The following is a 25,705-nucleotide window of genomic DNA, read 5'->3' on the forward strand; positions in this document are numbered from 1 at the left end:
TTCGACGGCTCTGGAGCGGGTTGTCTGGAATTGGCCGGGTCCTTTCGGCTACCAATCGATGCGAGGAGATGTTCCACCGATGCGTGGTGTTGTCATGTACGCCCCGGGCGACGTCCGGGTCGACGACCGGCCGGAGCCGGCCATCCTTGAACCGACCGACGCGATCATCCGCTTGTCGGCGACCTGTATCTGCGGCAGCGACCTGTGGCCCTACCGAGGCGCCGAGCCCGTCGACCATCAGGTCATGGGCCACGAGTACGTCGGCGTCGTCGAAGAGGTGGGGCCGCAGGTGCGCAACATCAAGGTCGGTGACTTCGTCGTCGGCTCGTTCTGGGCCTCCGACAACACCTGCGAGATCTGCCGAGCCGGCTACCAGGCCTACTGCGTGCACCGCGTCTTGATGGGCACGATCGGCACCCAGTCGGAGCGGGCCCGGGTCCCGCTGGCAGACGGCACCCTCGTCGCCACCCCTGGGATGCCCGACCCTGACCTGATCCCGTCGCTGATGGCGGCCTCCGACGTACTCGGTACCGGCTGGTTCGCCGCGGTCGCCGCGCAGGCCGGCCCGGGCAAGACGGTCGCAGTCGTCGGCGACGGCGCCGTCGGGCTGCTGGGCATCCTGGCCGCCAAGCAACTCGGCGCCGAGCGGATCATCGCCTTCAGCCGCCACGCCGATCGCCAGGCGCTGGCCAAGGAGTTCGGCGCCACCGACATCGTCGAAGAGCGTGGGGACCACGGTGTGGCCCGGGTCAAGGACCTCACCGGCGGGCTGGGTGCGCACTCGGTCATCGAGGCCGTCGGCACCCAGGAAGCCATGATGCAGGCCATCCGTTCCACCAGGCCGGGTGGCCACGTCGGGTTCGTCGGCGTCTCCCACGACGTCGCCATTCCCGGTGACGAGCTGTTCATGGCCGGCGTCCACATTCACGGCGGGCCGGCCCCGGTCCGGCAGTACCTGCCCGAACTCGTCCAGCTCATCTGGGACCGCAAGATCGACCCCGGCAAGGTCTTCGATCTCGTCCTGCCCCTAGACCGCGCTGCCGAGGGCTACCGAGCCATGGACCAACGGACCGCTACCAAGGTCCTTCTCACCGTCTGATCCAGCCGACCTCATCTTGCCACGAGAGGACTCATGAAAGCCGTCGGCCGCACCGCCACCGGCGTACTGACCTCAAGCGTCGCGTTGGTACTGGCTGCCTGCGGACCCGACGCAGCCACCGGCGACGCCGGTCGACCCGCGACAACGACCAGCAGCGCTCCGGTCGACCAGCCGACCGGGTCGCCATCCGAGGGTCAGCAATCCAGCCGGCCCAGCTCACAGCACACACGCAGTGCCGAGGAGAACGGGATGAGAATTCAAATCACGATCGGTGATCAGCACTTCCAAGCCACCCTCGACGTCAGCGCCGCCACGCGCGATCTGGCCGCGCAACTTCCGCTCACCGTCGAGATGAGCGACCACGGTGGCGTGGAGAAGACGGGTCCCCTTCCCTCCCCCCTGTCCCTGGACGGTCAGCCGGCCGGCGCGGACCCCGACGTCGGCGACGTCGGCTATTACGCCCCCGGCAACGATCTCGTCCTCTACTACGGCGACCAGTCCTACTACGACGGCATCGTCGTCCTGGGCCGCATGCACGATGACGCCGCTGAGCGCATCGCGAACATGGACGGCTCCATCACAGTCCAGCTCCAGCGCTGACACCACCCCTCCCTGAAGAGGCTTGATGCAACAGGTTCCGTCGCCCCCGGACGCCGCCCGGTCGACACCACCCCTGCGGAAGGAAGGTCGCCAGGCCCGGCTGACCGCTGGGCTGGTCGCGACCGTGGTGTTCTTGACCGCGATCGCGCCGCTGGCCACCGACATGTATGTCCCGGCGTTCCCGCAGGTCGCCGGGGAGCTGTCCACGACCGCGACGCAGGTCCAGCTGACGCTGACGACGTTCTTCGTCGGCATGGCGCTCGGCCAGTTGATCGGCGGCCCGGTTTCGGACCAACGCGGCCGGCGGATTCCATTGCTCGGGGCACTGCTGGCCATGAACGCGGCCTCGATCGTGTGCGCACTCGCGCCGACCATCGGGGTGATGACGGTGGCCCGGCTCGTCCAGGGCTTCGCCGGAGGGTGGGCGATGGTGATCGGGCGGGCGATTATCGTCGACCTGGCCACCGGCGCCCAGTTGGTCCGGGTCCTGAACGTCATTGCCGCGGTCGGCGGCATCGCTCCCATCGTCGGCCCGCTCCTCGGCGGGTTGATCCTGCAACTGTCCCACTGGCGGGTCTCGTTCTGGCTCGTCGCAGTGCTCGGTCTTGCGATGACCGTTGCCGTCCTGGTCGCCGTGCCCGAATCGCTCCCTCGCGAGCGCCGTCATGCCGGCGGGCTAGGCAACTTTCTCGCCGCCGGGCGCATCGTGGTGGGCAACCGGGAGTACGTCGGCTACCTGGTGGTCGCCGGGGCCGCGATGGGTGCGCTGTTCGCCTACGTCGCCACGTCCGCGTTCGTCCTGCAGAGCATGAACGGGCTCTCGCCGATCGCGTACTCGATCGACTTCGCGGCCAACGCCGTCGGGATGACCGCGGCCGCGCTGATAGCGGCCCGGCTCGCTGGGCGGGTCTCCACCCGCAAGCTCATCCTGACTGGGCAGATCGCCGCTCTGGCCGCCGGCATCGCCATGCTGGCCGGCGCCCTGTGGCTCGGCACACCACTGAGTTTGGCGATCGTGTGCTTCTTCGTCCTGATGACCGCCCAGGGGCTCATGATCCCCAACGGCGGCGCCCTCGCCTCCGCCGCCGTACCGGACCATCCCGGCACTGGATCGGCCGTGCAGGGGTTCGTCCAATGGGTCGCCGCCGGAACGATCGCCCCGCTCGCCGGACTCGGCGGCGAACACACCGCCGTGCCGATGGCCACCCTCATGACCGTCGGCGCCGCCGTCTCCATGGTCGGACTCCTGGTCCTGGCCAAGCCGAAGTCCGCGGAGACGGCCAGCAGCCGGGGCAGGACAGCGCCGCACGCCACGACGTGAAGATGATCGGAGCCGAGACCGTTCTTTCCTCGCCCGCAGACTGACCATCGGCACGAAAGCCAGGCCCCGCCGAGACTCCGAACTCCGACGTCGCGGCACACGCCACCGGGCAGGGCCGTGAGACACGACGCGGCTTGGTCCGGCTGGGATGCCCTCCCAGTGCACGTCACGAGAGAGACTCCCCCCGCGCTCCGCGGGCGTGTTCCCTGGAGTCACCGACCCGCGGCATCCCGGCCGGGCCGGGTCTTCGACCTCGAGTACCGCTCGGGGATGCCGCGGCCGGCTACCAGGCCCCTGGACGCCCGGCAGGCCATCGAGGTCCTGCTACGTCCCCTGAAAAAGAGGAACTAACGAACATGACGAAGAAGCTGAAGATCGCCCCGCTTGCGCTTGCACTTGCGTTTGTGCTCGCGCTTGGGTTCTTGGTTTCCGCGCCCCAGCAAAGCATGGCTGATCGCGGCGCGGGTCCCCTCATTGGTACCTGGCGCATGACCTCTTTGGAGGTCGGCACCGAAGGGAACCTCCAACCCGTGCCGTACTCCGGCCAGATCGTGTTCACCAAGTCCGGCACCATGTCGGTGCAGGCCATGAACCCCGACCCCAACGCTCCGGACACGCCGTACACGAGGAACGGGTACGAAGCCTTCTACGGGACCGTCACGGTCGACCCGGCCGGCGGGACGTTCGACGTGACCGTCGAGTCGTCCTTGGTACGCGACCTCATCGGGCAGCGTCTTACGCGCGTGTTCGAGGTGTCGGGCAACACGCTGGTCCTCACGCCGCCAGATCCGGCAGAAGGCTGGCGAGTCACCTACGAGCGGATCTGATCGGAGAGGCCCCGATCACCCGCGGGGCCTCTCTCCGTACGTCGGCGGACGCACGTCACGGGCAGGTGTCCCGCCGGAACGACGCCGCGGGAGTGTCGCGTGGGGGGTGGTGAAACCAGCCAGTGGTGTGCAGGGGGCAGCGGCCCGTCAGATGGGCAGTGGCGCCGACCCGGCCGGCGACGAGGATCCGGGACAGCCAGCGGATCCGTCGGCGCAGCACGAGCAGGAGGACGACACTGATCGCGGCCGCCGCGGCGGGTAGCGGTGCTGGTTTGTTATCGGGCGGCGTTGGGTAGCCGCCGTCGGAGAGGCTGGCGGCGCGTTCGAAGTGGTTGCGGGAAAACGGGAAGAACGCGCCGTCGGCGTAGTACGCCGCGGGAAACGCCAGAGGGCCGCCGATAAGGGTGAGCACGGCCCACTGGTCGGTGTGCCGGGACTCGTGCCGAGCGAGCTGCATCTCGTTGCCCCGGGTGGAGGAGATGTTCGGACCGTACCGGACGTACCCCTGCCCTTCTTGAACTAGCAGCCCGCGCCCTTCGGCCGCCAGCCCGAAGCCACGAGCGCCCTGGAGCAGGCTTGATGACTCGTAGTCGGTGGGCATCCAGGCCACGAAAATGTCGCCGACCGTACTGCGCGACGGCGCATAGCCGGTAGTGCCCAGATCAGGCCCAAGGCACCGAAACACATCACCAGCGAGGCTTGCCATGCCGCCGCGCCGACACGGTGCAACAAGCGCCGCTTGTCCGTCCAGGTGAAACGCCCCTGTGCCATCTGAACCGCCCGAAGGGCTCGCCGATCGGATCGTCGGCCGGCACGTCAGCTGCGACGACCAAGGCGCCGCAACCGCATACTCGGCCTGCGCGGCACCGGCCTTGGCCAGGATCTTACGGCTCTCGCACATCTGCTAGAACTCGCAGGTGTTGTGGGAGGCGAAGAACGACTCCGCAAGTGGCACGCGCACCCTCTGGCTGACACCTGAGGTAGCACCAATCCATGCTCAGAAGAGTTCAGTCAACTAGTCGGGTCGCGGTGGTGCGACGCGGTGACACGGCGCGGTTGTGGACCCGCAACCGCAACGACATCAGTGACCGGTTCCCCGACATCGTCGCCGCCGCCGAGAAGCAGCTCCGCGATGGAGCGGTCCTGGACGGTGAACTGGTCATCCTCGGCGCCGACGGCCAGCTCAGCTTCGACGCTCTCCAGCAACGACTTGTCACCAGCCCGGCCAAGGCTCGCGCCAAGGCAGCCCAGCTACCTGCCGCCTATGCTGCCTTCGACCTGCTGGCGATCGGCGGCGTCGATCTACGCACGCAGCGGTGGACAGCGCGCCGCCAGCGACTCGATCAACTGGCCGCCGGTTGGGCGCCGCCGCTGCAACTGACCCCGGTGACCAGTGATGTCGACGAGGCGAGGGAGTGGTTTGAGGTGCTGCACGCCGCGATGGGAGTGGAAGGGCTCGTCGTCAAAGGCGCCGCGACCCGCTACACCCCCGGCCGCAGAGACGCCTGGGTCAAGGTCAATTCTGTTGGGGTGAATCGTGTCCGGCTCATCGCCACAGGCGCAAGCTGGCAGCTCGGGTAGCGGTCGGGACCGCGGCCCTAGTGCGCGACAGGTGTCGTGGACGAGTGGCGCTCGATGATGGCGAGGCTCGGAAAGGGACCTGCCTGACTTGGCCGGGGGCTTCGCTGGCCCCATCGGACAATCCAGGCAAAGGCGCAGGGCGGCAAGCGTCGCCGTCGACGGTGGCCGCCCGCCCGGTCATCGAAGGAGGAAGTTGAGGAGGGCATCGGCAGTCTTGCCGAAGGGGGCACGCACGAGGCGTGTGCTGTTCCAGCGACCCTGCACGAAGATGCCCTTGGGGTGGCTGAGTGTCCGGAAGCCCTCGATCCCGTGGTACTTGCCCATCCCACTGGCGCCGACGCCGCCGAACGGGAGATCGTCCTGCCCGACATGCATGATCGTGCCGTTGATGGTGACGTTGCCGGACGTCGTCCGGTCGAGCACCCGGCGCAGGTCTGTGTCGTCGTCGCCGAAGTAGTAGAGCGCGAGCGGTCGCGGTCGTGCATTCACGTAGTCGATGGCGTCGTCGAGATCGCGGTACGGGAAGATCGGCAGGATGGGGCCGAAGATCTCCTCGTGGGCGATCCGCATGTCGTCGGTGACGCCGAGCACGACGGTCGGTGCGAGGGTGTGAGGACGATGGGAGGCTTCGCCTGGCCGGTGTCCGACCTCGATGATCCGTGCCCCGTGGGCACGGGCGTCGTCGATCAGGTCGGTGAGGATCGCGTGCTGCTGGTCGTTGACGATCGAGGTGTAGTCCTTGCTCGTCGGGCCGTCGGGATAGGCGGCCTTCACCAGCCTGTCGTAGCTGTCGATGAAGGTGTCGATCTCGGTTTGGTGTACCAGGGCGTAGTCGGGGGCGATGCAGGTCTGCCCGCCGCTGAGAAGCTTCCCGAAGACGATGTCGGCCACGGCCTGGTCCTGCACGTGTCCCTTGGCGACGATTGCCGGAGACTTGCCGCCGAGTTCGAGTGTGACGGGGACGAGGTTCTCGCTGGCCGCCTTCATGACGGCTCGTCCGACGGCGGTGCTTCCGGTGAAGACGAGATGATCGAACGGCAGGGAGGAGAACGCGGAACCATCGCCGTTGACGATCGTGACCTGCTCTTCGGGGAAGAGCTCGCTGATCATCGACGCGAGCACGGCGTTGGTCGCGGGGGCGAACTTCGACGGTTTGAGCATGACGCGGTTGCCGGCGGCGATCGCGGTGACGACCGGCATCAGCGACAGGTTGACGGGGTAGTTCCACGGTGAGATGACGCCGACCACTCCGAGTGGTTGGTATTCGATGTGGTTGCTGCCGAAACGCAAGGTCGGGGCGATGTGGCGGCGGGTCGGCCGCATGAATCGACGGAGATTCCGGTCCAGGTAGTCGATGCCCTGGATGACTCCGAGGACCTCCATCATCGCTGTCTCGTGTCGCGACCGATTGCCGAAATCGGTGTTGATCGCCTCCTCGATGGCGCTCCGCCGTGCGAGCAGTGCCGCCTTGAACTTCTTCAGGTCGCTCCGTCGCGTCGCCAATGGCGGTGCCCCGTCGCGGAGATAGGCGGCGCGTTGTGCAGCGAGGATGTCGCTGAAGCGCTCCACGTCGGTGCGCTGCGGGGTGACTGCTGTGAGGGTCACGATGTTGTTCCTTTGCTGTTGTAGGTGGGGTGCTGACTGGGAGGACCCGTTAGTGGCGCGCCATCCGGCCCATGATCTGGACGACCTGTCGCCGCGGGAGCAGCCTGCTGGCGAAGGCGAGCGGGCGGCCGTTGGTGACCACCGAAGGCGGTGCGGAGCGGCGGTCCAAGGTTGCGAGGGCTGTCTTGACGACGGCCTCAGGGGTGGCCCGTTTGGCGCCGTAGTCGGCTGTCTGGCTGCCGGCGGCGTCGAAGAAATCGGTGTCGATCGCACCGGGGCAGACGGCGAGGACGCGCAGCCCGGTGCCGCGCGACTCCTCCCACAGGCCTTCGGTGAAGCTGAGCACGAATGCCTTGGTGGCGCCGTACACGCTCATGTAGGGCGTCGGCTGAAAACCCAGCAGGCTCGCGACGTTGATCAGTACGCCGTTGCCGGCCGCTGTCAACGGATCGATGTAGGCCCGGCTCAGGTCGACCAGTGCGCCGACGTTGAGCGCGATCATGCTCTGCAGGCGCTCTGCGTCCTCGTCTTTAAAGGCATCGTGGGTGCCGAAGCCGGCGTTGTTCACCAGGCTCGTCGCATGGATGCCGCGGGATTCGAGTTCGGCTCGGAGGTCCCGGCCGGCGTCGGGCTGACCGAGGTCGCGGGCAATGACGGTCACCGTGATGCCGTGGGCGCGGGTGAGTTCGTCGGCCAGGCTCTCGAGCCGGTCCGCTCGGCGAGCGACGAGAACGAGGTTGGAACCACGAGCGGCGAGCTGGCGTGCGAACTCGGCGCCGAGGCCGGCGCTCGCTCCGGTGACGATGGTGGTCTGTTTGCGGTAGTCAATCTTGGTCATGCCATACACTCTAGGCATAGTGATGCACTGAGTGCAAGTTGATACATCGAATGAACCGACGTACCATCGGTGCATGACGCAGAAACAGACCCCTCTTCGTGAGCAGACCCGCTCCGTGGTCCGCTCTCTCCTCGCCCGGACCGCGGTCGACCTGTTCGCTGCCAAGGGGTACGACGACACGACGCTCGACGAGGTCGCCGCGGCAGCGGGTGTGTCCCGGCGGACCTTGTTCAACTACTTCCGCAACAAGGAAGACCTCGCACTCAGTGGCCTGGCCGAACAGGGCGAACTGATTGCCGCCCGCTTCGCCGAGCGCCCGGCCGACGAGGACCCGTGGACGTCGCTGCGCGCGGCTTTCCAGGTGCTCGGGGAGATCGACATGAGTGCCGAGCGCCAGCTCGAGATGGTCACGCTGCTGTTCGGCAATGAGAGCCTGCGCGCCGGCCACGCCGAGAAACAGGCTCGGTGGCAAGACCTGCTCTCACCACTGATCGAGCCGCGACTGCCCGACTCCGACCGCCGCGCCCTCGAGGCGCGCGCGATCGCGGCCGCTGCGATCACGTGCCTGCAGGCAGCAACAGAAGAGTGGATGCGCCTGGGCGGAAAGGCCGACCAGTTCGACCTCTACGACACCGCTGTACGGGCGATCCGCGGTCCCGCCGCACAACCAGAGAAGAAGATGACATGACCGATCGCCTCCCCGCCGTCGACCTGCCGAACATGGTCGCCGCACTCCGCACCGAACGCACCGAGATGCTCGACTTCACGCGCACCCTCACCGACAACGAATGGAGGGCACCCAGCGCCGCGGCCGGATGGAGCATCGCCGACGTAGTCGGCCATATCGCTGCGACAGCTCACAACTTCTATGCACCCTCTCTGGAGAGCTTGCGAACCAAGGATCTCGAGGCCTCGAACGAGGGCCCCGTTGAACGACGCCGCAGCTGGACCCGTGAGCGGGTGATGACGGACTACGAGAAGTCGAGTCGACGAGCGATCTCGCTCGTCAATGCGATCAGACGATCACCTGCGGCGCGACTGCGCTTCTCCCTCGCGGAACTGGGACGATATCCCATCGGCCTCATGATTGGTGGAGCGCTGGTGTTCGACCACCACACGCACCTGCGCCACGACATAGCCCCGGCACTGGGGCGGCCGGTGCCAGCCACCGACGCCGACCGGATGCGGGCTGTGCTGACCTGGATGACGGTGGTGCTGAGCAATCAAGTCGCCCAAGCGCCGGTCGACGGACTCGACGCCCGCATCGCCCTGACTCTCACCGGACCCGGCGGTGGAACGTGGTGGATCGACGAAGCCGGCGTCCTCATCCCATCCGACGGCAAGGTGGCCGCACACATCTCCGCCCCTGCGCTGACCTTCCCCGACTGGGGCACGCAGCGGTCGTCCTGGCGCGACAGCGACGTCACAGTCACCGGCGACGCCCAGCTCGCCGCCCGCTTCCTGGACGCCGTCAACGTCATCTGATCAGGAGGGCACCCCAGGCGCCCGCCCCACAGCCAGACCCGGACCGCTGGCCTACAACGCATAGTGGGAGTTGCGCGATGGACTGACCTTTCGAGACCGCGCCGGAGCCTAGGTTCGATCTGGCGGTTGCCGCATACCACAGCGTTCACTGCCACGGCGGCGGCGAGTTCTGGCCGGGGCGTGCCGGCTTCGAATAGTGCAGTTCTGATAACCCTCGCTCCCACCGGTCGGCGCGGGCATAGACCCAGGCGACGCGGACCAGATGCCCTGACGCCGCGGAGACCGCTGCGACCGTCACGTCGCTGGCGCCCGGGTGTTGAGCTGGGTCATCAGTTCGCGGTTCGCCGCTCGAGCGGCGACGAGCTCGTCGGTGCGTTCCTCTAGTTGGCGGCGTAGCTCGAGGAGCTGTTGCTGGCTATCGACGAGTGTCTTTTGCAGGCTGCCGATGGCGTCGGGAGCACCAAGTCCGCTGTCGCGGAACGCGGCCTCGCCGAGGCTTTCGGACAACCGGCTCTCCAGAGCGCGGATGTGCTGATGGAGCCGCGCATTGTGCGCGCGGACGTTGAGCAGGTCGGCTCGAAGCGATGCGACGCTCGCCGCGCTGGTGGATGGTGCCGACTCGGCTGGCACGGCGGCGGCGGCCAGAACGGCAGCGTGCAGGTCGGGATGTCGATGGATGAAGCTGCGGTGCACTCTGGCGACTCGCGCGATCGAAGACACGGTGATCACCGCTCCGTCGGAGCGAAGCTGAGCGATCGCGTGGTGGACCTGCAGGGGTCGCCTCGCGGTATCTCGCCGTCGGGCCAGCACCAGGTGGTTCCCGTCACCGATGCCGGGCTCGGTGTTGCTGGTCGTTGGGGTCATCGCCCTGCCGCTTTGATGTCGCGCGGATCACTGACGGACGGCGGCGCTGTTGGCATCCCGAGGTGGACGATCGTGGTGACGGTTCGCCGGGTGCTGCGCAGCACGTCGACCGCCTCGGTGATCTGGTCGCGTTCGGCTTCGGTGAGGTCGTCGACGTGGTCTTCCAGGCGCCTGATCAGTGCGCGCACAATGACGCTGCTCCGACAATCGCCACGGCAGTGGTGGGGCTGGGCGGTATCGCGGGCACCTTCTATGGGGCTCGTTCGGCGCACCGCGAGACAAGGCAACATACTCGGCTGGAGAGAATCTACGGCGACGCCCTCGAAGCGACGGCGCGGTTCCACGTCGCGTTGGCTTCTGGCGGGGCCTCGATGTGACTCTTGCCGTCAGCCGGGTTCGTGAACCGCATCCGGGTACGGGTCAGGTGAGCGCCGGCGTTGGATATCGATGCCGTCGAACACCTGCAGTGTCGATTCCTCGCAGTAGAACCACGGACTCAGCGGGATCGCCGTGTCGCCGTCCATGCCGAGCAGTAGCACAGTTCCGGTTCGCGGGGGAGTACTTGAGCGGCAGAAGCCTGACCTCGGTTCTGCAAGGCCGGTGAAGAGTGAGGTCTCGACGCCGAACGCTCCGTCGTAGGTCATCGACATCGCGACGCCTGCCTTGCTGAAGCACGGCGGCGCAATGCAACTGTAGATCTGTGAAGGCTTCGTCCTTGTTGATCCAGTCCTCTGCGCCCATCCGCATTGCCTCGATCGTCTGCCGCTGACCTCCTTCACCGGAGAGTACGACGACCGGAAGTTTGAGGCTGGCCATCTTCATTTCGCAGCACCAGCCTCCTGCGCGCAACGGCTCGCACAGGGTCTTCGATACATCGACCTGGTCATCGGCGACGAGAATTCGCGCCCTATTCAAGACCGTGACCATGCGCTTCTCCTTCGGCCGGTGGGATTGTCAGAAGCCATCGGGTGCCCTCCTGGGCGATGCGGCCTCCAGACTCCCACCGATCTTTCGGAGGAGTGCATGTGCGCCGACCAGACCGCGCCCATGCCACCGGCTTTCCAGCGTTGATGCTGCGCGCGCTCGCAAGTGCCTCGACGATTCCGGCGGGTAGGCCGGGACTGTCATCGGCGACTTCGAGGACGACGTACTCACCGTCCGCTGCCCAATCGAAAGTGATCGTGCCTCCCTCGGACGTGGCCTCGACGGCGGACCCGGATAGCCATCGCCTTCGACTCGTCGAGATGAGCGCTCGCGTCGGCGAGCTGGCGGAGTTCCGCCGATCGGCTACCTCCGGTCGTCCGCGCCGCTTGTCTCGCAGCGATGAGCTCGTTCTTCAGATCATGCAAGATGTTGGCGACCGCAGCGCTGAACGGAGCCGCGACAGGTTCGAGAGCACGCTCCAGAGCTGCAAGCTCTGCTCCCGGCTCCATGGCGCTCCCGGCCGGGAGCACACACTCGAGACCGTCATCTCCCTCGCGGATGCGCATCCGAGGACTAACCTCGCCCACACCCTGATGAGGAACCGCGCCTGCTCGCGCGAAATCCTCAGTGGATTGAAGCGCAGTACACCGTCAACGATGTCTACCGTCACCTCGTTCGCGTCGGTGGTGAGTGCCTTCGCGATCCTGTCGAGCAGGTCGAGTTCGCCTGCCGTGAGAAGTAGCGACGGCACCTCGCCCGTGACGTGAATCCGGCCGCGGTGGAGGAGCGGCCAGCCGGACAGGACGTTTCCCCGCTCTGCCCCATTGGTCGCGGCGGCCGCCGCTCCCCGTGCTACAGCGCCGCCTCGTCGTACTCGCGACCAGGATGCTCGCCCTCCCCGCAGCCGCCTTCGCCTTCGGTGCCCTCGCCGTACAGGTCTAATCTTCAGCCGGGTGGGACTCGGGGTGGGACGGGTTGGAGGATGGCTCGTTGCTCGGGGGTGACGCGGGCGAGGAGTTCTTCGGAGTAGGTATAGCCGTAGCGGGTGGAGGCCCAGGTTGGGCCATAGCGGTAGATGATGGCTCGGCGTTCGCCCGGGTTGGTTCGGGTGGACGCGCCGTGGGACAGGCCGTCGCAGAACAGCAGGGCGTCTCCCTTGCGCAGGTGCATCTCGACGACTCCGGGCATGTCGTCCATCGTGGTGTCCCAGGTCGTGTACCGGTCGAACTCGGGGTGCCGCAGGTTGGCCTTGTGGCTGCCGGGGATGACGAGGGTCCCGCCGTCGCCGGGGCCGATGTCGGTCAGCGCCATTAAGATGTTGACCTGCCCGCAGCGGAAGACGCCGTTGGAATAGCGGTACTGGCCACGGATCGCGCCCCGATAGCCACCGGAGTGGACGGGGAAGAACCCGCCGTACTGACGGATCGTGGCAAAGCTCTCGTCGATGAACAGGCCCTCCACATAGCTCTCTTGCTCACCGCAGTAGCGTCGTACGTGCGCCAGCCAGGACGGGTGATCGACGAGTCGTTCGAAGGCTGGACCGCCCTCGATGATGTTCTGGAGTTCGAGTCCGGCGTTGTCCGGGTTGTTGTCGACGCGCTGCACATTGCCAGCCCATGCCTGCGGTTCGAGTGAGGGGAACGCGTCCAGGGCGGTGTTGAGGTCGTCGACGAGCGAGGGTTCCAGGGCACGCTCGAGGACCAGGAATCCGCGCAGGTCGAACAGGTAGTCGTCCAATTCGGTCAGGGCAGCCATTGACCGGGTGTCCTTTCATCTGGTGTGATGCCGAACACCGTAGGTCGGCGCGTGGTTGTGGCTCTTCTCGTTCCGCGTCCGATGGGTTCTCATTTCGTGCGCTGGGATGTGGTCGATGATCGACGAGGTGCTGCCGGCCGACGGGTTGTTGTTCGCGCGCCGGGACCGGGTCGAGGTGATGAGCGTCGCGCACCGGCACCGTGGTGTGGAACTCAACCTGGTGGTCGACGGCACAGCGACGTACCTGCTCGATCTGCATCGCTATCACTTGGGACCAGGCGCCTTGGTCTGGTTGTTCCCGGGGCAGGAGCACCTGTTCGTCGACGCGTCGCCGACGTACGCGGACTGGCTCTGTGTGTTCGATCCCCAGGTGATGGGACTGGATACCGTCAGCGAGTGGATCTGGCCGTTGTACGCCGCTGACCCGCCGGGCGTGTTCGCGCGACGGCTTGGTATCGATCAGATTGGATGGCTGGACACTCTCTTCCGTCAGGTCGAGTCCGCTGTGCACGCCGAGGTCGGCCTCGCCGGGCGGCGGCATGCGATTCTCGCTGCCTGGGAGGCGTTCCACGCGGCGCCGGATGCCGCGCCGGCGAGCGTCGTACATCCGGCCGTGGCTGAAGCCGCCGGTCTGCTGCGTGACTCGCTGGTGGCGCCGACCATTCCGGTGTTGGCGCGGGCGGTCGGGTTGAGCCCGAACCACCTGAGCCGTCTGTTCGCGCGGCAGATGGGCACGAGCATCACGCGGTTCCGCAACGAGCACCGGTTCCGCCGGTTCCTGGATGCCTACGGCACCGGTCACGGCACCACCGTCCTGGACGCCGCCCTCCGGGCCGGCTTCGGAAGCTATCCACAGTTTCACCGAATCACCTGGTCGATCACCGGAATGAGCCCAACCACCTACCTCCGCCACCGGCATCCGGGTGGGTTGTCGGCCTAGCCGTCGAGGCGGCTGGCGTCGTGACGTCACACGTCGGGTAGCTCGCCGGTGCAGTAGCGCAGGGACACGGCATCCTGCACGAACGTCGCTGCGAGTTGGTCTGCGTGAGCGCCGTTGAAGCCCTCCGGGAGCACGCCGTGGCTGACGAGACTGGCGGCGGCCTCGAGGTAGCGGCCGGCGCGGTTGACCAGTCCCGGCGGCATCATGACCACCGAGGCACCGACAGGCGGGGCGGGTGTGCGGTCGGCGATGACCTGGCCGACGGCGGACAGGGTCTGGGGCAGGTGGGCAACGATGGTGCGAACGTGCTCGATGACGTCGGCGCCCGGCGTCTCGTCCGCGAACCCGACCACCATGGTGCGGGCGAGGTCGGCCAGCGCGTCGTCGGTGAGGTAGCGCCGTGCGGCGGTGGGGAGATACCCATTTCGGAGGACACCACTGCACACGTTCCTGGATGAGTTCCGTGGCGTCAGCGCGGGAGACGGAACATGCCTGTACGGGGCGTATAGATCGAGGTGGCGTGGTGCCCGTCCCAGCACACGGCGCCGCCGCGCCGGCCGTTCCCGGTGGAATCGTTCGCCGCCTTGATCGCGCTCGACCTAGGTCATCCGCGCCGACACCGATCGGTCCCGGATCGCGACGCCGGCCCGGCACTGCCTTCGAAGATGCCGATCGCGTGCGGCTGCCGGGCGATAGATAGTCCCATATTAACCACCAGATCTTGAGATTTTAACGTCGTCTTGCGGTACGAGCCATTCTCCTGTGGTCGTTGGGCTGTTAGCGTCCTGCGTCATGACTGCCAGGACTTCGTTCCGGACGTTGCCCGCGACGGATCGCCGTCGGTTCCTCAGCCTCGCCGGTGGCAGCGCCATCGGGCTCGCGTTCACTCTCGCGATGCCACGGCCTGCCGCCGCGAGCAGTGACGGCGTGCCGTACCCGTTCACCCAGGGCGTCGCCTCCGGCGATCCGGTGGAGGACGCGGTGGTGATCTGGACGCGGATCGCGCCGGCGCCGCTGCTGCCGAACGGCGGGCTGGACGTGGGCGCCCGGGTCGGCGTCGACTGGCAGGTCGCCGAGGACGAACGCTTCCACCGCGTCGTCCGGTCCGGTACGACGACGACCAGCCCGGACACCTCCCACACGGTGCACGTCGACGTCCGCGGTCTGCTCCCGGGACGGGAGTACTGGTACCGCTTCCGCGCCGGCGGTCACCTCAGCGAGGTCGGCCGGACGCGAACGATGCCGCCGCGACAGTCGATGCGTCCACTGCGCTTCGCCGTCGCCTCCTGCCAGAACTGGCGGGCAGGATATTTCCAGACGATGGCCGATGTCGTCGCTCGGGACGCCGAGCTGATGCTGTTCGTCGGCGACTACCTGTACGAGTACCCGGTCCAGCAGCTCGCCGTCGGGCGCCACATCGATCCGAACCTGCCCTCCGAGGTCGTCCCCACCACGATGTCCCTCGACCAGTACCGGCTGCGCTACGCCTTGTACCGCACGGATCCCGACCTCCTCGCCGCCCACAGCAGCATGCCCTGGATCGTGTCCTGGGACGACCACGAGGTCGCCAACGACTACGAGTCGTGGAGTACGCCCGACCTCGACCGCCGGGCCGCGGCCTACCGGGCCTACTGGGAGTTCCTCCCGCTCCGCTGGCCCCAGCCGCCGCGCGGCGCCGACGCCCGCCTGTACCGGCGGTTCCGGCACGGCAGCCTGGCCCAGATCGACGTCCTCGACACACGGCAGTACCGCGATCCCCAGCTCGCCGGAGGAGCCGCCGCTGACAACGGACCACGCCGCGACCCGGCCCGGGAGATCCTCGGGGCTGAGCAGGAGCGCTGGTTCACGGCCGGCTTCGGCGCCGAGCCGGTCCGCTGGAACCTGGTAGCGCAGCAGATCCTGATGGCACGGCTGAACACCGCCGCCGACCCGGAAACACCTGCCACCTTCTCCCCCGGCACGTGGGACGGCTACCAGGCCGGCCAGCAGCGGCTGTTCGACACCGTCGCAAGGTCGCAGGCCAGCGGTACGTCGTCGAACTTCGTCGTACTCTCCGGCGACGTGCACTGCAGCTACGTCTCGGACATCGCGGCCGACACGACCGACCCGACGTCACGCGTCATCGGCGCCGAGATCACCAGCACGTCGATCACCAGCGCGCAGGACTTCAACCCGGTGGCGAACGAGGCCCGCCAGGTCCGGCGCCGCGTGAACCCGTCGCTGAAGTGGGCCGACCTGCACTGCGGCTACGTGCTCTGCGACCTCGACGCGCACCGCCTGCACGCCGACATCCGCGCCGTCGACAAGGTCTCCCGCCACGAAGACCCGGTCTTCACCGCGGCCTCCTTCGAGGTCTACAACGCCGTCCCCGGCATCCACCGCACCACCTGACGGCCGGCCGCTTCAGTCTTCAGCGGTCCGCAGAGCGGCCGGACCGTTGAAGACCTCGAGTTCGCGGAGGGTCGTAACCAGCCTGCGAGCCATGTGCTGGTAGCCCTCGGCGTCGGGATGAATGCTGTCGTAGAGGAAGTGCACGTGCTGGGGGCCGAGAATATCGCGTCCGTCGATCACCTGCAGAGCGGCGTCGCCATGGTCTTGAAGGATGCGTACTGCCCGGTGCACGTCGGTCCGAATGTCCGCGAGGGCGAGGTCGGCGCCACCGATCACGCTCTCGCGGGGCGGCGACACGATCGGCGACAGCACGACGATCGGTACGCCGGCGTGTCCGTCGCGCAGCGTGCTGAGGAAGCCCAGCACGGTCGGCAGGAAGGACCTGCTGTTGTACGAACCGTTGCCGTGGACATTGATTCCCAGGCAGGTGACGATCACGTCAGCGGGCCGGTCGCGGATGACCCTAGCCGTACTGCGGCAGCCAGACCTCGACCGTCTTCCGTCCTGCCGGCAGCCCTGAGAACCGGAACCACCCATCGCTCCCGACGGGTGTCGACATGATGGGCTCACCATCAACCACCAGGTCGACAGGACTCAGGGCCACGTCGACAGGCGTCGGCACCTGGCCGGCGACCGTCGTACTGTCGGTGCCGAACACGATCCGCACCCCGGCGCACATCGCCGCAGGCCCGCGCAGCGCCTCGGTGGGGAACAGTCCGATCCGGGAGTACGGCAGCCGCCACGGGCGGGAGCCGTCGGGCCCATGGACCACCTCCACGGCTCCCTCCCAGACCAGAGCTTCGTGATCGGGGCGGACAGAACTTGCCACAGCACCTCATTTCAAGCCGCTGCTGGCCAGCGCGGCAACGAACTGGCGCTGGAACACCAGGAAGATGATCAGGATCGGGATGACCGAGGAGACCGAGCCGGCCATCGCCAATCCGGCCGACAGACCTCCGTCCGCATCGACGAACCTCGTCAGTCCGAGTGGGACGGTGTAGAGATTCTGGTTGGAGAGCATGATCAGCGGACCCTCGTAGTCGTTCCAGGAACCGACGAAGCTGATGATCGCGAGCGCGGCCAGGGTCGAGCGGATCTGCGGCAGGTACACCCGGGAGAAGACCCGCCACTCCCCTGCTCCGTCGATCCGTGCCGCCTCTCCGAGCTCGGCCGGCACCGCCAGGAACGCCTGCCGGACCAGAAACGTGCCGAAGACCGTGAAGATGCCCGGCAGGATCAACGCCCACAGCGTGTTGTAGAGCCCGAGTTGCTGGAAGAACATGAACCGGGGAATGAGCAGCAGTTGCATCGGCACGATGGCCGTCGCCACGTACAACAGGAAGACCTTGTCGCGACCCCGGAAGGTCAGCCGGGCGAAGGCGTAGCCGGCCATCGCCGACGTGGTGAGGTCACCGACCACACCGATCAGCGAGACGGTCAGTGAGTTGGCGAAGAACACCGCCATCGTCACGGCGCCGCCCGTCCACACCTCGACGTAGTTCTTCCACTCCACCGGACTGGGGATCCAACGCACCGGGATCGCGAACACGTCGAGGTTGCGCTTCAGCGACGACGAGAGCATCCAGACGAACGGCAGCAGGAACAACATCGCGAAGGCCCACAACAGAACGGACTTGACCACATAGCCGACGCGGGACCCAGGGCGCCGGGTATGCGGCGCCCGTCGCGACCGGTTGACCGGCACCGGTCTCGCGGGCACTGGTGACGCAACGTCCCGCGGTGCGGTGACGGTCACCGGGCCGGAGTCCATCGAAGCCCCGCTCATGAGTACAGCCCTCGTCCGCGCTGGAAGCGCCAGAAGAACGCACTCAGCAGGAGCACGCCGAGGAAGCTCATGATGCCCATCGCCGCCGCGTAGCCGAATCGGTAGTACTGGAAGCCGTTCTGGTACATCAGGTACGACAACGTGGTGGAGGAGTCACCCGGACCGCCTTGGGTGAGGAAGGCGATCAGGCCGAAGCCCTGCGAGTGCCCGATCATCGACATGATGGCCAGAAAGGTCGTGGTCGGCATCAACGACGGCCACGTGATGGTGGTGAAGCGGTGCCAGGGTCCGGCGCCGTCCAGTTCGGCCGCCTCGTAGAGGTCGGTCGGCAGCGCTTGGAGCGCGGACAGGTAGATCACGGCGTGGAAGCCCATCCCGGCCCACGACGTGATCAGGATCAACGAGGCGAGACTCCAGTCCTGGGAGACCAGCCACGTCGGCGGCTGGGCGGCACCGATCTCCTTCAGGGCCAGATTGACCAGTCCGCTGCTGGGGTGGAGCAGCAGCAACCACACGAACCCGATCGCGATCGAGCTCACGATGTGCGGGATGAAGAAGATCACCCGCAGCGCCGAGCGTCCGAAGACCGGGCCGTTCAAGCACAGCGCGATGATCAACCCGCCGAGCATCGTCAGCGGTACGCCGACGCCGGCGTACAGCGCGGTGCGACCGACCGCCTGCCAGAACTCCGCGTCCTTGACGAGCCCGGCGAAGTTGTCCAGTCCGACGAACCGGATCCCGCTCAGCCCCGAGACCACGTTCCAGTCGGTGAACGAGATGCCGATCCCGGACACCAGCGGTACCAGGGTGAAGGCCAGGAAGCCGAGCAGATTGGGAAGGATGAACAACCAGCCCGCCGTGACGGAGGCGCCACCAGGACCACGCCGTCGGCGGCGGCCGGTGGGTGCGGGGAGGACCGCGGCGCTCACTTTCCTGCCTTCGCGATCGCGGCGTCGCTCTGCCGGGTCGCCTCGGTGACCCACGACGAGACGGTGCGATCGCCGAGCAGGGTCTCGTCGGTCAGCTTGCCGGTGATCGTCGAGATCTCGGTGCCGGCGGTGAAGATCGTGTCGACCGGCAGCTTGAGATCGGTCTCGAACAGCGTGGACTTCCAGGACGCCACGTCGTAGAGCGTCTCGCGCTGCGGTCCGAGCAGCCGCTCGAGAATCTGGTCGGGCGTCGAATCGCCGGCGAGCAACGGCAGCCGGCCGCCCCGGGTCATGTACTTGCCCGCGTTGCGGGCCCAGAACTTGGCCAGCTCCCAGGCCTGGTCTTGGAACGTCGACTTCGGGCTGATCGAGATCTGGTCACCGATCTGCCCGGTGTTCCAGCCCTTCGACCCGGCCGGAACCGGGACCGGCATGCAGTAGGTGGCGAACTTGTGCGGGTACCCCTTGGTGTCGTTGATCGACCTGATGATCTGCCCGGACTGGATCAGCATCGCGACCCGCCCGGCGATGAACGGGTTCTGGCTGAACGTCTGCAGCTTCTCGGCGATGATCGTCTGGCGGTCCATCGCGATCTTGGCCTTCTGCAGCCGGAGCGCGAGCTCGAGCTCCTCGGCGAACACCTTGTTCCCGAAGTTCGACCGCTTGCCGCCGCCGGCGTACAGGTAGTTCGGGCCGAGGGTCGGCCGGGCCAGCGGCGGTGCGGTCAAGGTGCCGAAGACTCCCGGCTTGGTCAGCTTGCGCGCCACCTCGTTGAACTCGTCGACGGTCCAGGTCTTGCCCAGGGTGATCCCGGCAGCGTCCAGCATCGACTTGTTGATGTAGACCTGTTGCGGCGCCCGCGCGGCCGGCAGCCCGTACAGCTTGCCGTCGAGGACGTAGTTGGACAGCGGGTCGGCATCGGGGGTCAGCGCGGCGAAGTCGCTCTCGGCCTTGATCTTGTCGGTCAGGTCCAGCGCGAGGCCCGCCGCACTGCGCTTGAACATCGGAACCGGGCCGTACGAGAAGTACAGGTCGATCGGTACGCCGCCGCTGAGCGACGTGTCCAGCTTGAGGTTGCCCTGGTCGTCGTTGACGTAGCGGGTGTAGGTGACGGTGACACCGGGATGCTCGTCCATGAAGGCCTTGCACATGTCGTCCGGCCCGGACTCGTTCGGGACGCCGCCCCACACGTTCAGGGTGGCACTCGCCTTTCCGCCGGACTGACCGCCGCCGGCGCCGAGATTGCATCCGGCCAGCGAGGCGGCGCCCGCGGAGGCCGCGATGCCTAACAGGGAACGTCGGGTGATGGTGCGCGATCCGGTCATGCTCGCGTCCTCTCGGTGAGAGTTACAGGGGGAGGTGGATCTTGCCGAGCGAGGCGTCCGCCCCGGGCGGTCAGGTCAGAAAGGATTGCTCGACCAGCCGCCGCGCCTTGTGCAGCAGCAGCGCCAGCCGGTCAGGTCCGAGGGCACCCACGTCGTCCACGATCGCCAGCGCCACCGGATGCGGCTCGGGAGTGATCAGCGGAATCGCCCCACTCGTGCGCCCCTCCACGACCCAGTCCGCCATGATGAGTACGTCGTCGGCGACCGTGGCGCGCGCCTTCGCGAGCAGGCCTTCCTCGGTCGGCGGAACGATCTCGGGACGACCGCCCCAGCCGTTCCGTTGCCGCGCCACCCGCAGAATGTGCAGCGCCTCCTCGTCGGGCAGGTCGACCAGAAGCCGAAGACCGGGCGCGGAAACGTTGATCGGGAAGGCACCGCTCCAGAAAGCGAGCGGCTCCGACCCGCTGGTCTGTCGCAGCAGATAGAGCAACTCGTCCCGCCACAACATGCACATCGTCATGGTGATGTTGCCGTGCTCGGCGGTGAGCTGCTCGAACGCGGCACGAGGCCGCTTGATCAACGGCAGACGCGTGGTCGCCGACCCCAGTGCGAGCACACCGTAGTCCGGCGCGAACCGGCCCTGATGCTTGCGGACGTAGCCCACCTCGCCGAGGGTCGCGAGGATCCGGGAGGCCGAGCTCTGATGGATCCCGATCCGGCGGGCGATCTCCGTGGCCGTCATCGGCTCGCCCTCGTCGACGAGCATCCGCAGGATGTGCAGACCCCGGGCCAGAGCCTGATTGCTGGCGCTCCCCGGAGGATTGCGCTCAGAACCCGCTTCGATCGGCACCGCTGCCGCGTCGCTCCTGAAATCGGTCACGGCCGAGCACCCCCTTCGTGACGAAGAATCCGGGTGTCCGGGTCCGAATAGCAGCGGACGGAGAAGATCGCGGCCGGCGCGGCGCCGTTCATCGCATCCACCTCGACGGTGAGCTCATCGGTGCTGACCACGTCGTCGAGCACCAGGGTCCAGCGGCTCTGGTGATGGTCGCGTACCTCGGCCAGGACCTGTTCACCCCACCGGACCCGGAAGTCCCGGACGCAGTGCGGCATCGCGTCCTCCGGCTGGCCGTAGAGGACCGATTCCATCGCGTGGTCGAAGTCGGTGTCGAACGCGAGCTCGATCCGGCCGATGCGGACTGCCTCGTCCCAGCGCACGGACAGGCTCGGGCGTCGGTCGTCGAACTCGGCGATCCAGGCGTTGGTCGCGGACGTCGGGCGGTCGACGCCGTTCGAGACGGCCGCCGGGTCGCCGAGCAGGACCGGTGGATCGAGAGTCAGCGCGAGGTTTCGCCCCTCGGGGCGCCGGACCGGGGCCCAGAACTCGAAACCGGGGCATCCGGTGTCGGGGTTCTCGGGCTGGTCGCCGCGGTGGCGCAGCGGTACGAGGCCGGTGACAACCTGGTCGGAGACGCGTACCCGCACCTGATCGTTGGCGAGCAGGCAGAGGATGACGTATCCCGCCTCTGCCTGGTGGGCGTCGAAGTCGACCTTGATCAGCTGGTCGTCTCCCTGGTTCAGGCTGATCTTCCTCCGGGAGAGCACGCGATCCGGCGTGAAGTCGTCTGGGCGCCTGCCCTGGCGGAGCTCCACCTGCAAGGTGGTCGGCTCGGACACGTCGAGGCGCAGGCCGAACTGGGGCACCGGGCCGGCGGGCAGTGGGAGCAGCTGACCGCGGTCCTCTGCCAGCGGTACGGCGGATCCGTCGACCGGCAACGATCCGAGTGCGAGTGCCGAACTCGCCGACACGTGCCCACGCCGTACCAAGTCGTCGCTGTCGCTGAGCGCGTGCTGGGGGATGTGTTGCCCCAGGCGCAGGAGCTCACGCTGCAGCTCGGCCATCGCTGCCGGTTCGAGGAGGTCGGCCGGTCGGCGGCTGTCACGCACGCACAGGGCGGCGGCGACGGCAACAGCTTGTGCGCAGTACGCCGAGGTGCCCATCACGCGGGTGGATCCGAAGGCGACGTGGCTGGCGCTCATTACCCTGCCGGCCAGGAACAAGTTGTCCACGTCCCGGCTGGCCAGGCAGCGATACGGGATCTGGTAGGTCCCGCGGCTGTGCAGCTGGTTGCAGCCGGGCTTCTCGCTGAAGACCCCGTCGGCTGGATGCAGGTCGATCGACCAGCCGCCGTAGGCAACGGCGTCGGGATGCTGGGTCTGGTCGAACACGTCGTCCTGACGGAGCATGTAGAGGCCCTCGAACCGTCGGCTCTCCCGCTTGCCGGGGATGGTCCCGACCCACTCCAGCGTCAGGTTCTCGGCCTCGGGGAACTCTCCGGAGTTCTTCAGGTGGTTCCAGACGCCGTACACCACCTGCCACAGACGCCACTTGATCGTCTCGGTCTCGTGGACGGTATCGAGGCGTCCGCCCCACTCGATCCACCAGAGCCGGCAGCCGTCCTCACTGGTGTTGAAGTTGCGCGCCCGCGGGATCGATGTGAGGTCGGACAGCGCGAACGCCGGCGGGGTGAACCGCACCGGGTGACCGACATCCTTGCTGTAGAAGTAGATCGAGTGGCCGAGGAGATGGCCGTAGTCGTCGGACGGCGCGAATTTCTCGCCGAACTCCGAGCTCGACTCGGCGCCCATCCGGAACGCCGCACCGGCCAGGAAGGCCAGCGCGCCGTCACCACTGGAGTCCAGGAACAGGCTTCCGCCGATGTCGTACGTGGTCGAGTTCTGGCTGCAGAACGCCGAGACACGATGGATCCGGCGGCCGTCGGCCATCTCCACATCGGTCAGAGCCGTGTTCAGCAGCAGCGTGAGGTTCGGCTCGGCGACCGACTTCTCCAGCAGGACGGTGTCGAAGATGAGCGGGTTGCCGTCCGGGTTGCGGTAGGTGTTCTCGACCAGGATCTCGTCCACGACACCGCCCTCGCGGGCCCAGCGGTTGTTGTTGCTCATGTGCGCCGTGGCTCCGAGGACCCACAGCCGCACCTCGGACGACGAGTTGCCGCCGAGCACCGGCCGATCGTGGACAAGAACCACTCGGACACCCGCACGAGCCGCGGTGATCGCGGCGCAGGTGCCCGCCAGGCCGCCGCCGACGATCACCAGGTCGGCGTCGCGGCGTTCGCTCCGGAAAGAACGCCGATCCTCGGCCGGGGCGACGAGCAGTCTCCGTCGGTTCGAGGTGACCGTTGACGCCTCAGGGCCAGAAAGCTGTCGACCACTCGTGTCACGCATTGCAGGACCATAACCATGCGCCTGACGCATGACAAGACGTCAGCTTGCACTTTGTACGGCGAGTTGGTTGAACCTCCTCACCGACCGGCGGTGTAATTAGTGTAATCATTATTTGCAGCTGACATAAGATCTGTTGTCGGCGTGGCCCCGATCAGGAAAGCCTCGCCGTGACCCTCGGCAGGGCTGGGGTCGAATCGTTCGTCGGAACGCTTGTCCTGCCTCTGAGTAAGTAGCGCGACGGATCCAGATCAGACTCGGCATGCTGAAGGTGCCCCTTGACGTCCGAGCCTGGCCGTGGTCGTGCCGCGCTAGCTCAGGCCCGCGTTGATGGTAGGGACGGTCCTAGCAGCTGGGGTCGGCGATGGCTTTCCATGAGCTGCTCGCATCGCAGGTGAGTGCGTAGACATTGTTCACCCAGACCCGATACTCGCCGGTGACTCCGTTTGTGTTGACGGTCGCGCCGGCCCGACCCGCGGAGTCGAAGGTGAAGGATTCCAGCCTTGTGATTGAGCTGTGATCGAGTGGTCGGAATTCAAGGCTGCCTGTGGCTCCGGCGTATGAGACGTACCCGTTCCACTTCGACGCGTAGCGGGTTGCCCGGTGGACGATGAGTGGCAGCACGTGGGCCGCGAAGGTCAGCGCCGCTGGCTTCTCGTCGGTCCGGGCGATGGCCCTGATCAGTCAGACCTCGACGTACGACACGGTCCTGGCCACGACTCGCGGTGGCGCTCTGTATTCCGTTCATGTGCCGACGGCCGGTGGGTTCAAGCCGGGGGTGAAGCTGGTGCGGGCGGCGGGGAGCCGGTGGGAGAAGCCCATCAACCTGGTCGCGGAGCGCTGCGGCCAGTACGGCACCTTGCTGGTCGGCATCGACCGCAACGGCCAGAACGCCGAGATGTTCGCGATCGGCCATGTGAACGGCACGGCGACCGTCATCAACGAACTCCACTGGGTCGACGCCGAGTTCGCTGACCCGGCCTACTTCCGGATGACCGGCCGCCCGGACCTGACCCCGCCACTCAACGGCGAGTAGCCGGAAACGGCCTCTCGGCGCACCACGCGCCGAGCGGCCGTCGTGCTTTCAGCCCAGTCATCGACTGGGATGCTGGGAGTGCTGGTTCGCGCTGCGGCTTGGCCGAGGCGGACGAGGTCGCTGCGGAGAGACTCGGTGCGGTCGTGGTTGTTCGGGGGAGGAGGACGGTGATCATCAGTTCGAGGATCTTCCAGATACGGGTCATCTCGAAGGATTGCCGGACTCTGGTCGCGGATCCTTCCGGTTCGAGCTGAAGGCCCAGCGGGTGTAGTCGGTCGGGCTGATCGTTTCGTACCGGTAGCGATGCTGTGCATCGAGCTCGAGCACGCGGCACGGCCGCGACCAGCGGACCCAGCGGACGCGGCTGCGCCCGATGAATCGGGCGCCGACGGCCGGCTCCGTGACACCGTTCAGCCAGTTGCCGGATCGGCATTCGCTGCGCCACTCGGCGATCCGGGTGGGATCGGTGAGGACCGACCAGATCGCCTCCGGGGTGGGTGGCCGGCAGCAACTCCTCCACCGTTGCCTCGAGCCGGATCCGCTTCATCGGGAATTTTCGAGTGCGCGGGGTGGCAGTGCGGCGGCCGGTGTGCCGGACCAGAGGGCCTCGCGCCGCTTGGAGTACGGCCCGCCCAGCAGGTGGAGCAGCACGAATCGCGGTGCGGTGGCTAGCACGGTGACGACCCGTGTGCGGTCGTCGGCGGTTGCGTTGTCGAGGACCCAGTGGCCCTCCATTGCCGGGTGCATCAGGGGTTTGCCTCGGACGAACGCGCGATGCCCGAGGTCGCGCGCCACTCGTCGTACGACAGCAGTTGCGCGACGACCGGCATCATTTCCTGCTCCTCGCGCGCCAGGTGGGGGAGTAGCACGGCATGCAAACGGGCCAGGCGGTCGAGCAGATCGGAGGCCGGCACGGTCCCCGCGCCGAACGGTCCGCCAACGTTCTCGATGTCCTGCATCGGCTCGGCGATGCTGCGGTGGTCGGCGTCCATCTGGTCGAGCAATAGCGGGACGGACGTGGTTGGTGAGGACGCGCCGGTAGGTGTCGAGAGAGCTGGGCGATCGCGTGCCGTCGGCCACGAGGCCTTCGAACCTTCGCTCCCACAGGTCGAGGAGGTGGTTGACCTTGTGCTTCGTACTGAGGTCGCCGGAGTGG

The 25,705-nt window shown here is 67.2% G+C and carries 28 protein-coding genes; 10 read left to right on the forward strand and 18 right to left on the reverse strand.

The features are described 5' to 3' along the window. Nucleotides 1-79 precede the first annotated feature (79 nt). The 4 genes from EV652_RS40205 to EV652_RS40220 all read left to right on the forward strand — a co-directional run bounded on the left by EV652_RS40205 (nucleotide 80) and on the right by EV652_RS40220 (nucleotide 3,847). Nucleotides 80-1,099: a zinc-dependent alcohol dehydrogenase family protein gene (locus EV652_RS40205; RefSeq protein WP_132215544.1), complete on the forward strand. Its 1,020-nt coding sequence runs from the start codon at nucleotides 80-82 to the stop codon at nucleotides 1,097-1,099. A gap of 249 nt (nucleotides 1,100-1,348) precedes the next feature. After that, nucleotides 1,349-1,699, forward strand: a complete 351-nt coding sequence (locus EV652_RS45620) for a cyclophilin-like fold protein (protein ID WP_242002304.1) — start codon at nucleotides 1,349-1,351, stop codon at nucleotides 1,697-1,699. Between the two features lie 25 nt (nucleotides 1,700-1,724). After that, nucleotides 1,725-3,020: a multidrug effflux MFS transporter gene (locus tag EV652_RS40215; RefSeq protein ID WP_132215548.1), complete on the forward strand. Its 1,296-nt coding sequence runs from the start codon at nucleotides 1,725-1,727 to the stop codon at nucleotides 3,018-3,020. 356 nt (nucleotides 3,021-3,376) lie between these two features. Next, complete coding sequence (locus EV652_RS40220) at nucleotides 3,377-3,847, forward strand: lipocalin-like domain-containing protein (RefSeq protein WP_199238674.1); 471 nt, start codon at nucleotides 3,377-3,379, stop codon at nucleotides 3,845-3,847. 55 nt (nucleotides 3,848-3,902) lie between these two features. Here EV652_RS40220 and EV652_RS40225 read toward each other — a convergent pair whose 3' ends face one another. Further along, on the reverse strand, nucleotides 3,903-4,448 hold the full coding sequence (locus tag EV652_RS40225) for a hypothetical protein (protein WP_132215550.1): 546 nt from the start codon (nucleotides 4,446-4,448) through the stop codon (nucleotides 3,903-3,905). Between the two features lie 392 nt (nucleotides 4,449-4,840). Between EV652_RS40225 and EV652_RS40230 the strand changes: the two genes are divergently transcribed. Then, nucleotides 4,841-5,428, forward strand: coding sequence for an ATP-dependent DNA ligase (locus EV652_RS40230; protein WP_132215552.1), 588 nt, complete (start codon nucleotides 4,841-4,843; stop codon nucleotides 5,426-5,428). Between the two features lie 177 nt (nucleotides 5,429-5,605). On the opposite strand, the gene EV652_RS40235 is transcribed toward EV652_RS40230, so the two are convergent. Both EV652_RS40235 and EV652_RS40240 read right to left on the reverse strand, forming a co-directional pair. Further along, nucleotides 5,606-7,033: a coniferyl aldehyde dehydrogenase gene (locus EV652_RS40235; RefSeq protein ID WP_199238675.1), complete on the reverse strand. Its 1,428-nt coding sequence runs from the start codon at nucleotides 7,031-7,033 to the stop codon at nucleotides 5,606-5,608. A 49-nt stretch (nucleotides 7,034-7,082) separates the two neighbouring features. Continuing rightward, nucleotides 7,083-7,871 (reverse strand): SDR family NAD(P)-dependent oxidoreductase, encoded by a 789-nt coding sequence (locus EV652_RS40240; protein WP_132215554.1) that lies wholly within the window; start codon nucleotides 7,869-7,871, stop codon nucleotides 7,083-7,085. 73 nt (nucleotides 7,872-7,944) lie between these two features. On the opposite strand from EV652_RS40240, the gene EV652_RS40245 reads away from it, so the two are divergent. Then, a complete protein-coding gene (locus EV652_RS40245; protein WP_132215556.1) occupies nucleotides 7,945-8,559 on the forward strand; it encodes a TetR/AcrR family transcriptional regulator in 615 nt (204 codons plus the stop codon). Continuing rightward, the gene (locus EV652_RS40250; protein ID WP_132215558.1) at nucleotides 8,556-9,356 is read left to right on the forward strand and encodes a DinB family protein; all 801 of its coding nucleotides are present in this window, start codon (nucleotides 8,556-8,558) and stop codon (nucleotides 9,354-9,356) included. The genes EV652_RS40245 and EV652_RS40250 overlap by 4 nt, the downstream gene beginning before the upstream one ends. Nucleotides 9,357-9,650: 294 nt before the next feature. Here EV652_RS40250 and EV652_RS40255 read toward each other — a convergent pair whose 3' ends face one another. The 4 genes from EV652_RS40255 to EV652_RS40270 form a co-directional block, all read right to left on the reverse strand. Further along, nucleotides 9,651-10,076 (reverse strand): hypothetical protein, encoded by a 426-nt coding sequence (locus EV652_RS40255; RefSeq protein WP_199238676.1) that lies wholly within the window; start codon nucleotides 10,074-10,076, stop codon nucleotides 9,651-9,653. 140 nt (nucleotides 10,077-10,216) lie between these two features. Continuing rightward, a complete protein-coding gene (locus EV652_RS40260; RefSeq protein WP_132215564.1) occupies nucleotides 10,217-10,408 on the reverse strand; it encodes a hypothetical protein in 192 nt (63 codons plus the stop codon). A gap of 198 nt (nucleotides 10,409-10,606) precedes the next feature. After that, complete coding sequence (locus EV652_RS40265; RefSeq protein WP_132215567.1) at nucleotides 10,607-10,870, reverse strand: hypothetical protein; 264 nt, start codon at nucleotides 10,868-10,870, stop codon at nucleotides 10,607-10,609. A gap of 1,219 nt (nucleotides 10,871-12,089) precedes the next feature. Beyond that, nucleotides 12,090-12,899 (reverse strand): phytanoyl-CoA dioxygenase family protein, encoded by an 810-nt coding sequence (locus EV652_RS40270; protein WP_132215570.1) that lies wholly within the window; start codon nucleotides 12,897-12,899, stop codon nucleotides 12,090-12,092. A gap of 115 nt (nucleotides 12,900-13,014) precedes the next feature. Between EV652_RS40270 and EV652_RS40275 the strand changes: the two genes are divergently transcribed. Continuing rightward, nucleotides 13,015-13,839, forward strand: a complete 825-nt coding sequence (locus EV652_RS40275; RefSeq protein WP_158441502.1) for an AraC family transcriptional regulator — start codon at nucleotides 13,015-13,017, stop codon at nucleotides 13,837-13,839. Nucleotides 13,840-13,865: 26 nt separating this feature from the next. Here EV652_RS40275 and EV652_RS40280 read toward each other — a convergent pair whose 3' ends face one another. Continuing rightward, nucleotides 13,866-14,285 carry a hypothetical protein gene (locus tag EV652_RS40280; RefSeq protein WP_132215575.1) on the reverse strand — a complete coding sequence of 140 codons (420 nt, stop codon included), beginning with the start codon at nucleotides 14,283-14,285 and terminating at the stop codon, nucleotides 13,866-13,868. A gap of 346 nt (nucleotides 14,286-14,631) precedes the next feature. Here EV652_RS40280 and EV652_RS40285 point away from each other — a divergent pair, with 346 nt between their 5' ends. After that, nucleotides 14,632-16,230: an alkaline phosphatase D family protein gene (locus EV652_RS40285; protein ID WP_132215578.1), complete on the forward strand. Its 1,599-nt coding sequence runs from the start codon at nucleotides 14,632-14,634 to the stop codon at nucleotides 16,228-16,230. A 12-nt stretch (nucleotides 16,231-16,242) separates the two neighbouring features. Here EV652_RS40285 and EV652_RS40290 read toward each other — a convergent pair whose 3' ends face one another. From EV652_RS40290 to EV652_RS40320, 7 genes are all read right to left on the reverse strand, one after another. Then, nucleotides 16,243-16,668: an SGNH/GDSL hydrolase family protein gene (locus EV652_RS40290; protein ID WP_132215581.1), complete on the reverse strand. Its 426-nt coding sequence runs from the start codon at nucleotides 16,666-16,668 to the stop codon at nucleotides 16,243-16,245. Between the two features lie 25 nt (nucleotides 16,669-16,693). Next, the gene (locus tag EV652_RS40295; protein ID WP_132215584.1) at nucleotides 16,694-17,059 is read right to left on the reverse strand and encodes a hypothetical protein; all 366 of its coding nucleotides are present in this window, start codon (nucleotides 17,057-17,059) and stop codon (nucleotides 16,694-16,696) included. Between the two features lie 6 nt (nucleotides 17,060-17,065). After that, on the reverse strand, nucleotides 17,066-18,016 hold the full coding sequence (locus tag EV652_RS40300; RefSeq protein ID WP_132215587.1) for a carbohydrate ABC transporter permease: 951 nt from the start codon (nucleotides 18,014-18,016) through the stop codon (nucleotides 17,066-17,068). Next, on the reverse strand, nucleotides 18,013-18,945 hold the full coding sequence (locus EV652_RS40305) for a carbohydrate ABC transporter permease (protein WP_132215590.1): 933 nt from the start codon (nucleotides 18,943-18,945) through the stop codon (nucleotides 18,013-18,015). The genes EV652_RS40300 and EV652_RS40305 overlap by 4 nt, the downstream gene beginning before the upstream one ends. Continuing rightward, the gene (locus tag EV652_RS40310; protein WP_132215593.1) at nucleotides 18,942-20,270 is read right to left on the reverse strand and encodes an ABC transporter substrate-binding protein; all 1,329 of its coding nucleotides are present in this window, start codon (nucleotides 20,268-20,270) and stop codon (nucleotides 18,942-18,944) included. The genes EV652_RS40305 and EV652_RS40310 overlap by 4 nt, the downstream gene beginning before the upstream one ends. Before the next feature lie 70 nt (nucleotides 20,271-20,340). Then, entirely contained in the window at nucleotides 20,341-21,150 is an 810-nt protein-coding gene (locus EV652_RS40315; protein WP_132215596.1) for a helix-turn-helix domain-containing protein, read from the reverse strand. Then, a complete protein-coding gene (locus EV652_RS40320) occupies nucleotides 21,147-23,516 on the reverse strand; it encodes an FAD-dependent oxidoreductase (RefSeq protein ID WP_132215599.1) in 2,370 nt (789 codons plus the stop codon). Before EV652_RS40320 ends, EV652_RS40315 begins: the two co-directional genes overlap by 4 nt. Nucleotides 23,517-24,123: 607 nt before the next feature. Between EV652_RS40320 and EV652_RS40325 the strand changes: the two genes are divergently transcribed. Further along, entirely contained in the window at nucleotides 24,124-24,549 is a 426-nt protein-coding gene (locus EV652_RS40325; protein WP_132215602.1) for a hypothetical protein, read from the forward strand. A 201-nt stretch (nucleotides 24,550-24,750) separates the two neighbouring features. On the opposite strand, the gene EV652_RS46295 is transcribed toward EV652_RS40325, so the two are convergent. The 3 genes from EV652_RS46295 to EV652_RS40340 are packed head-to-tail and all read right to left on the reverse strand — an operon-like array spanning nucleotide 24,751 to nucleotide 25,541. Next, a complete protein-coding gene (locus EV652_RS46295) occupies nucleotides 24,751-25,032 on the reverse strand; it encodes an SRPBCC family protein (protein WP_132215749.1) in 282 nt (93 codons plus the stop codon). A 60-nt stretch (nucleotides 25,033-25,092) separates the two neighbouring features. Beyond that, a complete protein-coding gene (locus EV652_RS40335) occupies nucleotides 25,093-25,296 on the reverse strand; it encodes a hypothetical protein (protein WP_158441504.1) in 204 nt (67 codons plus the stop codon). Beyond that, a complete protein-coding gene (locus EV652_RS40340; protein WP_132215608.1) occupies nucleotides 25,296-25,541 on the reverse strand; it encodes a hemerythrin domain-containing protein in 246 nt (81 codons plus the stop codon). Before EV652_RS40340 ends, EV652_RS40335 begins: the two co-directional genes overlap by 1 nt. Nucleotides 25,542-25,705 lie beyond the last annotated feature (164 nt).

It is taken from the genome of Kribbella steppae (genome assembly GCF_004342025.1).
GTDB lineage: Bacteria > Actinomycetota > Actinomycetes > Propionibacteriales > Kribbellaceae > Kribbella > Kribbella steppae.